The following is a 13,930-nucleotide window of genomic DNA, read 5'->3' as shown; positions in this document are numbered from 1 at the left end:
AGCTTATTATTCTCCCCTTACCGATTAATTGTAACGAATACTTCCTTTGCCTTTGTTGATTGTCGTACTAGTTCGTCCATTTGTACCGAAAACGGTTTGATCTCATTTTTTATAAACCTTCTTGTCAAATCTTCATCCCCGATTTCCGTTAACACCTTTAAAGGATTTGTATTTAATCGTTCAAGCTCTTTATAGGTGTTAAATCGTTCGGGTGTTGTTGACTTAAGAATCGCTGTTAGTAATGCTTTGGGATTCCCATTTTTGTCTTGCCTTAAGTAAGATACCGCCTCATCGTATTGCTTCAGTTTTAATAGTCGTTCACCACATTTTGTGTAGTTTTTATCATTCTGAAAATCCACTTTTGTTTCACAGCGCTTCACTCCAAGCTCTGCACGAGTTTTAATCGCATCATCGTTTAAATCGATTAAGCTACGATAAGCTTCAATTGCATCTTGAAGTAATCCCATTTCCTCGTACTCAAAGGCTTCATTTAAAAAATCCATTATTGTTGATCCTTCTTGAAGTGATAGCTGATCAACATCAAACCGTTGAACAATATCCACTTTATTAACGAGCCAATTCCTCATTCCCTCGGATAAATCGTCTTCTACCATTCCAAGGACATCTCGTGCTCTTGTTATTCCTACATAAAAAATGTTGAAATAATAACGATATAGCTCAGAATTAAGCTTTGAGTTTGATGCTAATTTCTTAAAAATCTCATCCCATTGTTCCTTATAGTCTGATAGCAAGTTATAAGTAATGATGTATTTGCGTTCAATCCCTTTAATTTCTGAGACTGTTAAAATCCTTGTCGCGATTTCAGGGTATTTTAGCTTTAGTTCACTTTTGGTTTGACTACTACCAACCACTACGGATACATAACTTTTATCCTTTATATAAGAAAACAAATCACTTTGCTCTCCTACATATAAATACGGCTTTTTCGTATTTTCTCTTACAGCTTTTTCTGTATATTCATAATCTAATTTGGTTGTAAATGAACTGCCTCTGAGCTCAGCGAGTTCATTTGCAAGCTTGACAATATCTTTGCTCGAACGATAATTTTTTTGTAAAGTAGTTTCCTCAAAGCTCGTGAGTCCTCCAAGAAATTTAAAAATGCTCTCTATTCTTCCAATCTTAAAAAAGGTTGGATTAATGGTTTGATTAAAATCACCACACACATAAACATTTTTCTTGTCCTTCACAAGCTGGCATAAGTAATATACCTGGAGCTCAGTTAAATCCTGAACTTCATCAATAATGATATAGTCATAGACTGATTGAGTCTCAGGCAGAAGCGCTCTAACAAGCTCTCCTTCCTCAACAAAATCAACCTTCCCTAGATGATGAACATGCTGGGCAAAGCTTTTATAGTGTTTACATACCTTTGCTCGATCGCCTTTTGAAAACAAGCTATACGATTCATTTAACTCAAGATACTCTTGTTCCGACAGCTCTTTTTTGGCGCTAATCTTCAAGTTGTAGCACTTAACAACCTGCTGACGGAAATCTTGACTATCTCCGAATTTTTTATCAATATTGCTGCAGATTGCATTTAATTCCTGAGTCAGCTGAAAAGACTTTTTGGTCTTATTCCATTTAATATACTCATGCTCAGCTAACACCTTTAGCAGCTTTTTATCAAAACCGGAAACAGGGACCTCTATTTCATATTGCCAATTCTTCCCGATCATTCCCTGAAAAATCCCTCTACGTTCCTTCCATAAAGCACTTTCATCAAAGTTATGTCCAGGAATGTAGGATTTGTACCACTCTATGAATTTTTCATAAGTAATAATTTTCGCAGTTCCACCTGACATTTGCTCCAAATATTCCTCTACGGTAAAAAAGTCAACCTTGTCATGAAACTCATTTCGACTCATTCCATATAACTCACCCGCAAGCTTTTCAAAAAAACGTTCTGTGCGGTCCTTTAAATTCCGCGAAAATGTGAAATAGCAGAGCTTGATGTCTGGGTGATTCAAATTTTGTAGAAATTCTACAATTTTATAGACGCCTATCGTCGTTTTTCCACTCCCAGCAGATCCAAACACAAATTCGCCTTTATCTTTTAACTTAACAATCTTCGTTTGTTCCTCGTTTAAATGATAGAAATACTCACTATCACCAAACACCTTTTCGAGCTCTTCTACCTCAAAAATTCTAACGATGGAATCTTCATAACTAAGATTGACCAGCTGTTTCTCAACCGTATTTTCATTATTTTCACTTTCCTCAATCATTTTATAATCAACAACCCGCTGTTTCGTAAACTCTCTATTACGAGCTGTCCGTATTTGTTTATCATGATTACTATATTCCAATAAAACAATGCAGTGGTGATATTCTTTCCCTATAAATGGAAGCTCGCTACCATATGTATACAATACACGGTCACTACCAACGGGAAACTTTAAAATGTTATTTTGTAAGGACTCCACTTTTCTCGAACTATAGCCCTTTAAAACAGATTTATAATTATAATTTTTTTCACTTAACTCTTTAACAAAAGCCTTCACCCGCTCATTGACTAACCCTTGCTTTTCTCCAGGAACAGACTTAAAGAACTTTTCTAATGCTAGTACTTTCATATAAATGCCTCCATCACATAAGACCTTCTCATCAAAAACTAGGTCCTTTTAACCAGCTTATCCTTAATTATAAACAAGAGGTTTCGTGAAAATAGAAGATTTCTGTCGAATTTTCAAATATTTTGTTAGAAAAGTGTTTTTTAGTCCAAAAGTCCTATCGAAAGATTTTATAGGATAAGAAATCTTGGGGCATTACAAAGGATATCATTTTTATATGATACCTAATCGCTGGATTTGCAATGTTTATCCACATAATAGGGATGACCACAAGATCATTAATTAATGACTTTTAGGACATCCCACCTTTTTGTAGGTTTATCTTTTCAACAATATCCTAGCAATAACTAGGAGTGAGCTCGCAATCCATTTTATCTTTCAAGTAATAGAACAGGGGTGATGGTTGGTTTTTTTGAGTAAAAAAGCAGAAGATCTCAGCCACTTAAACTAAGATCTTCTGCTTTACTATCCTTTAAGATATATCTTTATTAGTCGCAACACTAATCGTCCTGAACTCATCAATGAAATTAAGTGTTGGATCACCTTCACGGTATCTTCTACTTGCCGTGTAAAAATGATATAACACACCATTATGGGTAATTACAGATGGCTTATGAGCAAATATGGAGTCAATCTCATCCCCTTCTCCTACACGAATAATGGGTTCAGGGTACTTCTCCCAATTTAATAAATCCTTTGATAGTGCTAACCCTTCTTGGGCTTGTTTATAGTTAAACCCAAAATAGTACATCACCCACTCATCTCCATTTTTTAAGATACACGGGTCACTGGCAAAGCCGCAGTCCCATGCGTCTGGAGTCACCTTAAGTACTGGGTTATTGTCATATTTGGTCCAAGTCTTTAAATCTTTAGAAAATGCTACACCCGTTTGTTCTCTCCATCTTTTTTCACTCGTTTTTGCATTGTAATATAAATAGAACTGACCCTCATGCTCGATCAAGCATTCTTTATATAACCCTCCAGATTCCCACTCAAATTGTTCTTCGGGAACGATAATTGGATCTGGTAAACGATTCCATTCTAATAAATTTTCATCTTCTGTCCAAGCTAAGCCAATTTTTGCAGGGCCTTCTTCATACCCTTGATTTGGATATGCATGGTACACTAACCAATACTTATTATCCCATTTTTTCAGAACTGGTGCGGCTTCCATATTGTGTACTTTCAACATCCACGTTCCAGCAATGTTGTTATTATCCCAGCCGTTCCCTGCATCTCGTTTAAGAATGACACTAAGATGATCCCAGTTTAATAAATCGGAACTAGTCGCTAATGCAGTCTGATATCCAGCCCCGTCAAAACCAACATACATCATGTAAAACTTATCATTATGTTGAAAAACAAATGGGCAATCGACTGCCTTTTTGTCAAAGTGACCTTCTTTTCCTGACCCTACCAAAACAGGTTTTCCATATTTATATGGAGTTAAATACGGTTCTATATTCACAGGTCTCCCCCTCTATTGCATTCTGTATTTTTAGATTTGAATTCCATGTTTACTTAATTCACTACGTAAAACATCTGCCATGATATCATAACCAACTACATGTGGGTGGAGTCCGTCATTTGCTAAGCCTGGAAGCAATGTTTTTCCATCTTCTTCAACCATTGACGAATGATAGTCTATATAAATACCATCTTCGATCAATGTCAGTTCCTTGAGAGAACAATTAATTTCAAGAACAAGCTCATTACGTTCATTTGTTTGTTTATTTGTATCTATTCTTGTAGGAAGTAAAGAACCAATAATCGGCACAATCCCCGCATCTTTTGCTTGAATCACCATATCCTTAATATCATTTAAGATTTCGTCATGGATTTGTTTCGCTGGTTTTCTGTTTTGTGGCTGCCATTCATCTAATGCCCATGTATTATTGATTCCTATCTTAATTACCGCATATGTTGGTTTTAATTGAACAACATCTGCTGCAAAACGGCGACGTACAAACGGCGTCATATCCCCGCCAATCCCTCTATTTACAAGACGACGATTATTACCTCCAAAATAAGTTTCAATATCCCACATATCTGTAATTGAATCTCCAATAAATACAAAATCAACAGGCGCTTCATGACGGATTAACACTTCATTATGATAATCAAAGACATTACGTCTTGTATCCGCAGATCAATACCACCAAACATACCTGGTCTAATCATTTCTGGTCTTTTTGTTTTACTTATCATCTCTACCACTCTCTTCCGCTTCGTTTTTATAGGTTTTCTTGGACCATTATTTACACAATTTCAACCTTACGCTTCAACGAATATATTTTTCCAGCTTCTGCTTGGAATTCTAAAATCCCATCTATCATTGAATATTCTTCGTCTACTAAATCAATTGCTTGATCGGTTCTTATTCTGCATAACCCATCATTTTGAGACTTTATTTGAGCTCCAGAAATCTTTCCATCCACCCACTCCATCTCAACCTCAAACCCACCACGGGCTCTTAGTCCATTAATAGATCCTTTCTTCCACGCTTTAGGAAGTGCAGGTAGAAGGTGGATACAACTGTCGTGGCTTTGTAATAGTAGTTCAGCAATTCCCGCTGTCGCTCCAAAGTTGGCTTCTACCGTTAAAGGAAATTCCTTTAATTTCGGATGACGGTGCATTTCAAGATGAACTTCCACCATTACCATTATGGACGAAAGAAACGCTAGATTTGTATAAAGAGCGATACAATGAAGAGCTTCTCTCCCAGTTACCTGCCTTGTTTGAGGATACGAATAATTCAGAAGAAATCCGTAGAAGAGTATACGACTTAGCTACTGAGCTTGCGGAAAAGTCATTTTTCATCCCCATTTCTGAGTGGCATGCCAAATATAACTTGTTATTAGGATGTGACCAAGCTGGACCAGCTAGACGTGTAGATATTCACGGTGCACAGCGTCTGTATTTAGATTATATCAAAACTCATCGTTGGTACAGTTCACCAGGATGTGATATGGATGGAGAGGTTAAGCCTCACTCTTCAATGGTCCATTTACATGGTGGTAAGCGTGTTTGGTTAGAAGCGTTTCATTCCAGTGGTTGGGGCGGAACAATTGAAGAAACGATGCACTGGTTAATTCCATGGTTCCAAGGTGGAACAACCCTTTATAGCCCACATGCCGTTTATTTTAGTACGAAAGGTGGTTGGTGGGAATGGGCATCACCAGATACCGGTTGGAGACAACCCTATTACGAACACTATAATGTCTTCGCAGACACAGTTAGTCGAGTTTGTTCTTTATTAACACAAGGGGTTCATATTGCAGATGTGGGTGTTCATTATCCTTCCTATGCTTCAACAGGTTATATGTCTTTGAATGATGGAGAAAGCTCAGAACATCCAATGTCAGTTGCCAATAAAATGCCGCATGACGCATTAAAACATATGCAAGAAGTGCATGAAAATATCACAGGAAGATGGAATCGTAAAAATCAAGACTGTCTAGGTGCATTGCGTGAAGTGAAAAGAGATTTTGATGTGATCGATGATTCTGCATTGGAAAAAGCAGTGATTGAAGATGGAAAACTTAACATTAATGGTGAGAAATTCTCTGTGCTACTTTTATCTGGAACGACAATTATGAGGAAAGAAGCACAGAAAAAACTTGAATTATGGATAAATGAAGGTGGATTGGTAATCGGTGTTGATATTCCGCTTGATGATCCAAGGATTGAGGGGATTAAGACTGTAAAAACCGCAACAGAAGCCGCTCAAATCGTTGATAAGACGTTGCCAAAACGTGTTGAAGGCAAAGGAACTACCTTGCATCGTGCTACAGATGATGCGGATATTTTCTTATTGCTACCTGACGATGGTCGATTAATTAGAATGCATAAGCCGACTGACCTGGAAACAGAGGTTCAGCAACAAGCGGTTTACCGCTTAAGGACAAAAGGGGAACCGCAACTTTGGGACCCAACAAATGGCCAAACCTACGCCCTAGATTATAAGCGTGATGGAGAATGGGTAGAGGTGGAAGTCGATTTCACATCATGGCCTGCTGCATTAGTTGTTTGTACCATTGATTCATCAACAGAAACGTTGGAGCAATCATCTAACCTTAGTACGAAATCGCTAACTAAGCTAAGTGCTCAATTACCAACAGATAATTGGCGAGTAAAAGTTGTTCCAACACTGGATAATACGTACGGTGATTTTGATCTTCATGGAGACAATCGAGTGATGCCAATTGAACAACGTGTCGTTACGTTTGCACAGGAAAATAGTAAAGATGATGGTGAAAACGCAGGATGGCATCTACCTGAATTTGATGATACATCTTGGACTTCAAGGCTATGGAGTGAGTCTGCATACTGGATTGCAAGTAAACAGGAAAACTTTAGCGAATCATGGGAAGTTGTATACAGTAACACCCTTGGTGATATGAGTTTTAAGACATGGGCTGGGCGAATGGGAAGAGTACCTCGTAGATTCTTAAATTTAGGAAAAGTTCAACAAGGAGAAATCGTATGGGCGAAATCAAATGTTATCGCAGATAAGCCAGGTCAGTATTGGGTAAGGTTAGAAGGTAATGCAAAGATCTCAGGCTCCATTAACGGTAAGGAAATTAATTGGACTGGAGGACCTGAGGAACAAACTGCATGGGTTGAGTTAGAAGAGGGAGCAAATGAAATCCTATTAAAAGTAGAGGCAATTGTAACAGAACTAATTCGTGTGGGTATTGAAATCAATACCCAGTCTAAACCAACATTACCAAAATGGATATATACCAATAAACCAAATCCAAAATCTAGTATAGTCAAATACATTGATCATGATAAAGACATTCTTATCAAAAGTGTACGAATGGTGTTTGCTGCTAGAGGTCGTGTAGCACTAGAGGTGAATGGTGAAATGGTGACAGAGCATGGGGACTTTAATCCATATATTAGACAAGGACAAGAGGAAGTTGATATAACTGCTCTTTGGAAAAACGGGAAAAACGAAATTAGATTTAAATTACCTGAAGGAAATGGTGAAGTATTAGCAGACGGTGTAATCGAGTATTTTAATGGGGAAACGTCAATGTTCAGCACTGGTGAGGATTGGCAAAACGAACAAAATGAGAAAGCGACAATCCTTCATGAAGCAGTATTACAATTTGCTGAAACAGAATCTTTATGGTTATCTGATCGACCACATCCACTACCAAATGTAGGTTGGTTGATGCCTAATTCGATTCCGGATCCGAAGCCTCTTCCGTTCCATACTACACCTGAATTAATAGGGAAACCTGTGTGGATCCGCGTGACCATGCCAATCGGTGCTAAAACACTTAAGTTAGAAAGTGCTGGGGCGGCTCGTGTATGGATTGGTGGAGAAGAGGTGGCCGTACAACATGGAATAGCTAAATGCCCAGTTCAACCGGCTGGAACAGTTGCATCTATTCGAATTGAACCAGATGGTCCTTTTTCAGGGGCGGATGTTCTTTTAAAACCTATTCGTTTTGAGACCGCACATGCACAAGGTAAGTTAGGGGACTGGAGAACAGCCTTAGCTTTACCACATTTTAGTGGAGCTGTCGAATATGAAACCACTTTTTCAGTAGAGAAAGATTCTAAGGCCCTACTTGATCTAGGTCATATCAGAGGGACCGCAGAGGTTTGGATAGATAATCAGCCTGTTGGAATCCGCGTATGGCGTCCATATCTTTTTGACTTAGGTGAGAATTTAAATGAAGGTAGTCACAGATTAAGAATTAGAGTAACCAATACATTAGGAACCCATTATCAAATCGGCCGTCCTAGTAATGTCATAGGTGGAGAAAACCTGTACTTTAATATGGATAAAGATCAAACAGGTTGGATCGATAAGTTTGCAGCGGGTGGTTTATATGGACCAGTTCGTATTTATCAATCATAGTTTGAAAAAAGGATGACACATGGAGGATTAAATAATGATATCTAATAAACTACCAAAAATCTTTTATGGTGGAGATTATAACCCTGAACAATGGTCCAGAGATATTTGGAATGAAGATGTAAGATTATTTAAACTAGCCGGAATTGATGTCGCCACTGTTAATGTTTTTACATGGGCACTTAACCAGCCAGATGAAAATACCTATAATTTCGGTTGGTTAGACGAAGTGATTGAACAGCTATATAACAATGGAATTTATGTATGTCTTGCAACAGGTACAGCAAACCACCCTGCATGGATGGCAACTAGATATCCAGATGTATTATCCGTCGATTTTGAAGGGAGAAAAAGAAAGTTTGGTTTTAGGCATAATAGCTGTCCTAATAGCCCGACCTATCAAAAATATGCTAAAAGCTTAGTAGAAAAATTAGCAGAAAGATATAGTCATCATCCAGCAGTCTTAATCTGGCATGTTAATAATGAAATGGGTTGCCAATGTTACTGTGACACTTGTGAAAAGGAATTTCGCAAGTGGTTGAAAAAGCAATATGGTTCATTGGAAGAATTGAATAGGGCATGGAACACTCGTTTCTGGGGCCACACATTTTATGATTGGGATGAAATTATCCTTCCTAATTTACTTAGTGAGCATTTAGATCGCAATCATCCAGACAAAACAGCGTTCCAGGGGATTACGCTAGATTACCATCGATTTAACTCTGATAGTGTACTAGATCGGTATTTAGACGAATACGAGATCCTTCGTAGAGCAAATCCTAACATACCAATCACAACGAACTATCATGGCCATGCAAATTATAAACCTCTTGATTATTTTAAGTGGAGCAAAAAGGTGGATATTGTCGCTTGGGACAATTATCCCTCTTTTGACACTCCAGTGAGTACGACAGCATTTCGACTTGATATGATGCGTGGGTTCAAAGATGGCGACCCATTTATGATTATGGAACAAACACCAAGTCAACAAAATTGGCAACCGTATAATTCATTAAAACGTCCCGGTGTCATGCGTCTATGGAGTTATCAAGCTGTTGCTCGGGGAGCAGATACAGTGATGTTTTTCCAATTAAGAAGATCTGCTGGTGCTTGCGAAAAATATCATGGGGCAGTGATTGAGCATGTGGGGCATGAACACACACGAGTTTTTAATGAAGTAGCGGAACTTGGAAAAGAATTAAGTTCACTTGGCGACCAATTGCTAGATTCACGTATTGATGCAAAAGTGGGAATCATTTTTGATTGGGAAAATTGGTGGGGGATTGACTTCTCCAGTGGTCCAAGTGATTTATTAGATTACCCAGAGCAAGTGCAAAATTACTATAATGCATTTTTTGAAAACAATATTCAAGTTGACATAATTAATACGAATTCTGATTTTAGTAGGTATGAGCTAGTGGTTGCACCTGTACTTTATATGGTGAAAACTGGCCTTGCTGCTAAAATTGAAGAGTTTGTTGCAAATGGTGGAACCTTTGTTACGACGTTTTTTAGTGGGATTGTTAATGAACATGACTTAGTTACTCTAGGTGGATATCCAGGAGAATTGCGAAAATTATTAGGAATATGGGTTGAGGAAATCGATGCTTTATTCCCGGAGCAAAAAAATAGAATCGTAGTAAAAGAGAAAATAGCAGGTTTTAAGAGTGAGTATAGCTGTGAGATTTTATGTGATTTATTGCATTCAGAAGGTGCAGAAGTTCTAGCTGAATATGGGGATGACTTTTACAAAGGAATGCCAGTAGTTACTCGGAACAAGTTTGGAGAGGGTGAAGCATGGTATATCGCTTCAAGCCCTGAACCTAAGTTTTTACAAGAGCTGGCAAGGCATCTTTGTAAGGAGAAAGGGATTGAGCCTGTTATGGAAGCCCCATCAGGCGTTGAAGTTACACGAAGAGAGAAAGATGGACGTTTATTTATGTTTATTTTAAATCATACTAACCTGAATCAAAACCTAGACATTAAGGAAAAAACATATAAAGACTTGCTAAGTGGAGCCATCTTTGAACGAGAAATGATCATCCCACCTAATGAAGTTTATATTGTTGTAGAAGCAAAATGACAGATTGTTAGGGAGGAATTCCGTTGAATCAAGAAAGAGTAGTTGCAACTTATTTAGTTGAAACGCCTTATTCTTTAGAGTATGCTGCAGTAAAAATTGCCGGTGAACAATCCACCGGCACATTTACCGCGGTTCCTGGAGAAACTGAAACGTTAATAAAGCTTCACGGTGCAAAAGTTGTTAGTGTAAAAGAAATTGAGCAAGTAAACACTCCAAGTTTACCGGGTGTTAAGATCCCAGCTGGACATAACGGTGTTTTTAATAGAGGGGAAGTGAAGGTATCTTTTCCTTTACATAATTTTGGTCCTTCCATTCCTAACCTATTAACAGCTGTCGCGGGTAATTTATATGAGCTTCAAGAATTATCTGGATTAAGGTTAATGGACCTTGAGTTACCGCGAGCTTTCTCTCAGGTCTATAAAGGACCTAAATTTGGGATTAAAGGAACAAGAGAATTGACAGGCGTAGAAGGCCGACCAATCATTGGGACGATTGTAAAACCAAGTGTGGGTCTTTCAATGGGTGAACTTCAAAAGATGGTAGAAAACTTAGCTTTAGCTGGGTTGGATTTTATAAAAGATGACGAATTAAATGCGAATCCACCTTATGCTCCACTAGAGAAAAAAGTAGAAGCAGTCATGGATGCGGTTAATCGCGCAGCAGATAAAACAGGAAAGAAATTAATGTACGCTTTTAATATTACAGGTGATATTGATGAGTTAAAGCGTAATCATGATTTAGTTGTTAATGCTGGTGGAAACTGTGTCATGGTTAGTATAAACAGTATCGGAATTGCTGGACTAACCTATTTAAATAAGTTTAGTGAAGTTCCGATTCATGGACATCGAAATCAGTGGGGCATGTTGACGCGAAGTCCCTATTTAGGGATGGATTTCAAAGTATACCAAAAACTATGTCGTTTAGCTGGGGCTGATCACCTTCATGTAAATGGTTTGAATGGAAAGTTTTACGAGAGCAATCAATCTGTTGTCAACGCTATTAAATCGTGTGTGACACCACTACTAAGTGGCTATGAAACAATGCCAGTTGTCTCAAATGGTCAATGGGCTGGAACGGTCGAACCAACGTATTCTAGCACAGAAACAGTTGATTTAATGCATCTAGCTGGAGGCGGTATTTTAGCACATCCCGATGGTCCTTCTGCAGGGTATGAAAGTGTGAAATTAGCATGGGAGGCGGCAATTCAACGAATTGACATCTCAGAATATGCTAAAACTAAGCCTACATTGCTTAAAGCTATTCAACAATTTTCATGAAAAATAGGACAGAATTTTACGAGACGACCATTGTTCATATCTAAAATTGAAACCTAATAAAAGAGCACTTTATTCTTAAATTTAAACAATATCTTAATACTCTATTACTATTTAAAATAGAAGTATGAACAGAAGAAAAAGCAAAGAGGGGAGAGAAAGCAGTGAAACCGAGTATGCAAGGTTCTAAGGAAACTATTTATTCCCTTCCTAAACAGTCGGTTTGGAAGCGCTTAAAAAAACAAACATACCCCCAACTATTTGTCCTAGTTGGATTGATCGTCCTCTTTATATTTCAGTATTTGCCAATGTTTGGTATCCTAATGGCTTTTAAGGACTACTCCATAACTAGCGGTATAATGGGTATTTTTACCAGTGAGTGGGTAGGTTTAAAATACTTCAATCAGTTTTTCACAGACTACCAGTTTGAACAGATCGTTAGGAACACATTGGCGATTAGTTTATTAAAATTAGTATTTACATTTCCAGTTCCAATTATTTTAGCCATTATGCTAAATGAGGTTCGAATCAGTGCGGTTAAACGAATTGTACAAACGACAAGTTACTTTCCCCATTTTATATCATGGGTAGTTGTTGCTGGTTTAGCATCTATTTTCTTATCGACAGATATAGGAATTATTAATGAAATGTTAGTGAAATTAGGAATCGTGGATGAGCCAATTTCATTTTTATCAGATCCTGATCATTTCTGGGGTCTTGCAGTTATGACAGCGATGTGGAAAGAAGCAGGTTGGTGGACAATCATTTTCTTAGCTGCTCTGAGTGGTGTGGATCCTACATTATATGAAGCAGCACAGATTGATGGTGCTGGTCGACTAAGAAGAATTTGGCATATCACATTGCCAGCCATTCAAGGTACTATTATTGTCGTTTTAATTCTAGCAATTGGAAGCCTTTTAGGTGGTGGATTAGTAGGGTCTAACTTTGAACAATCCTTTTTATTAGGAAACGCGGTCAACTCTGAAAAGTCTCAGATACTACAAACCTATGCTTTTAATATGGGGCTAGCACAGGGACGTTATTCATATGCAACTGCGATTGATCTTTTACAATCAATTATTTCAGTTACACTCATATTTGGAAGCAACTGGCTTGCAAAAAAGGTTACAAAAACAGGGTTATTCTAAATAACCAGAAAGGATATCTTTATGAAAAGAACAGTGGAAGATAAAATAGTGGACTTTGTCGTATATTCTATCCTAGCAATTGTTTTCATTGTCACATTTTATCCATTCTATTACTTAATTATTATTTCTTTTAATGATGGTGTGGATGCTACCTTAGGCGGGATTTACTTTTGGCCTCGAGAGTTTACATTGGTTAACTATGAGACTCTGGTCGTGGATCCGAAATGGATACTTGCATTCTTTGTAAGTGTTGCCAGAACCGTAGTGGGTGTAATCTTAGGTGTATTATGCACTAGTATAGTAGCTTATGGTTTAGCTAAAAAGGATTTAATGTTCAAGAAATTTTATTTCGCTCTATTTATTATTGGAATGTATGTATCAGGAGGTATTATACCCCTTTACGTTGTACTAAGAAGCTTACATTTATTGAATACTTTCTGGGTTTATGTAATCCCAGGAATGCTTAATATATTCTTATTGTTTATTGCCATTTCATTCTTTCGCGAGATACCTAAAGAACTTGAAGAATCAGCTAAGATTGATGGGGCTAGTGATTTAAGGATTTTCATATCAGTCGTATTACCAATCTCAAAACCAGTTTTAGCTACAATGGCTCTATTTACAGGTGTTGGACAATGGAATGCTTGGTTAGATTCAGCCTATTTTGTTCAAAATGAAAACCTTCGAACACTAACCTATAAGATGATGGAGGTAATTCAAAAAGCAAACATACCAATCGATCTCCAGGGTCCAGGAGCTGAGTATGCAGCTAAAGTAGCACAATCTACTCCGTATTCTCTTCAGATTACGGCAATGGTCATTTCGGTTGTTCCAATTATCTGTGTCTATCCTTTCTTACAAAAATACTTTGTTAAAGGTGCAACAATAGGTGCAGTTAAAGGTTAATGAGATTTTACTTTATAGAAAAGGTAGTACCCTATTAATTAGTTGAGCAAAAC

At 37.7% G+C, this 13,930-nt stretch carries 9 protein-coding genes; 5 read left to right on the top strand and 4 right to left on the bottom strand.

The features are described from left to right. Positions 1 to 17: 17 nt before the first annotated feature. The 4 genes from BK579_RS08155 to BK579_RS08140 all read right to left on the bottom strand — a co-directional run bounded on the left by BK579_RS08155 (position 18) and on the right by BK579_RS08140 (position 5,248). Positions 18 to 2,594, bottom strand: a complete 2,577-nt coding sequence (locus BK579_RS08155) for a UvrD-helicase domain-containing protein (RefSeq protein ID WP_078544715.1) — start codon at positions 2,592 to 2,594, stop codon at positions 18 to 20. 469 nt (positions 2,595 to 3,063) lie between these two features. Further along, the gene (locus tag BK579_RS08150; RefSeq protein ID WP_078544714.1) at positions 3,064 to 4,059 is read right to left on the bottom strand and encodes a glycoside hydrolase family protein; all 996 of its coding nucleotides are present in this window, start codon (positions 4,057 to 4,059) and stop codon (positions 3,064 to 3,066) included. 30 nt (positions 4,060 to 4,089) lie between these two features. Next, the gene (locus tag BK579_RS08145) at positions 4,090 to 4,698 is read right to left on the bottom strand and encodes a GDSL-type esterase/lipase family protein (protein ID WP_235848381.1); all 609 of its coding nucleotides are present in this window, start codon (positions 4,696 to 4,698) and stop codon (positions 4,090 to 4,092) included. Between the two features lie 151 nt (positions 4,699 to 4,849). Continuing rightward, positions 4,850 to 5,248 (bottom strand): glycoside hydrolase family 95-like protein, encoded by a 399-nt coding sequence (locus BK579_RS08140; RefSeq protein WP_204524697.1) that lies wholly within the window; start codon positions 5,246 to 5,248, stop codon positions 4,850 to 4,852. Between the two features lie 29 nt (positions 5,249 to 5,277). Here BK579_RS08140 and BK579_RS08135 point away from each other — a divergent pair, with 29 nt between their 5' ends. The 5 genes from BK579_RS08135 (at position 5,278) to BK579_RS08115 (ending at position 13,877) form a co-directional block, all read left to right on the top strand. Continuing rightward, complete coding sequence (locus tag BK579_RS08135; protein ID WP_078544712.1) at positions 5,278 to 8,469, top strand: hypothetical protein; 3,192 nt, start codon at positions 5,278 to 5,280, stop codon at positions 8,467 to 8,469. 34 nt (positions 8,470 to 8,503) lie between these two features. Next, entirely contained in the window at positions 8,504 to 10,549 is a 2,046-nt protein-coding gene (locus BK579_RS08130; protein ID WP_078544711.1) for a beta-galactosidase, read from the top strand. Positions 10,550 to 10,572: 23 nt separating this feature from the next. Then, complete coding sequence (locus BK579_RS08125) at positions 10,573 to 11,826, top strand: ribulose-bisphosphate carboxylase large subunit family protein (RefSeq protein ID WP_139365070.1); 1,254 nt, start codon at positions 10,573 to 10,575, stop codon at positions 11,824 to 11,826. 161 nt (positions 11,827 to 11,987) lie between these two features. Beyond that, positions 11,988 to 12,971 (top strand): ABC transporter permease, encoded by a 984-nt coding sequence (locus tag BK579_RS08120; protein WP_328589250.1) that lies wholly within the window; start codon positions 11,988 to 11,990, stop codon positions 12,969 to 12,971. A 21-nt stretch (positions 12,972 to 12,992) separates the two neighbouring features. Further along, positions 12,993 to 13,877, top strand: a complete 885-nt coding sequence (locus BK579_RS08115) for a carbohydrate ABC transporter permease (protein WP_078544709.1) — start codon at positions 12,993 to 12,995, stop codon at positions 13,875 to 13,877. Positions 13,878 to 13,930 lie beyond the last annotated feature (53 nt).

The sequence above is a fragment of the Litchfieldia alkalitelluris genome (assembly GCF_002019645.1).
Taxonomy (GTDB): Bacteria; Bacillota; Bacilli; order Bacillales; family Bacillaceae_L; genus Litchfieldia; species Litchfieldia alkalitelluris.
The sequence above is the reverse complement of the archived record's forward strand: the minus strand, read 5'-3'. Positions and strand labels throughout refer to the sequence as shown.

Bases quoted from the DNA above. Each gene is read 5' to 3' on its own strand.
- BK579_RS08155 (WP_078544715.1), bottom strand. From the start codon at position 2,594: ATGAAAGTACTAGCATTAGAAAAGTTCTTTAAGTCTGTTCCTGGAGAA.
- BK579_RS08140 (WP_204524697.1), bottom strand. From the start codon at position 5,248: ATGGTGGAAGTTCATCTTGAAATGCACCGTCATCCGAAATTAAAGGAA.
- BK579_RS08130 (WP_078544711.1), top strand. From the start codon at position 8,504: ATGATATCTAATAAACTACCAAAAATCTTTTATGGTGGAGATTATAAC.
- BK579_RS08115 (WP_078544709.1), top strand. From the start codon at position 12,993: ATGAAAAGAACAGTGGAAGATAAAATAGTGGACTTTGTCGTATATTCT.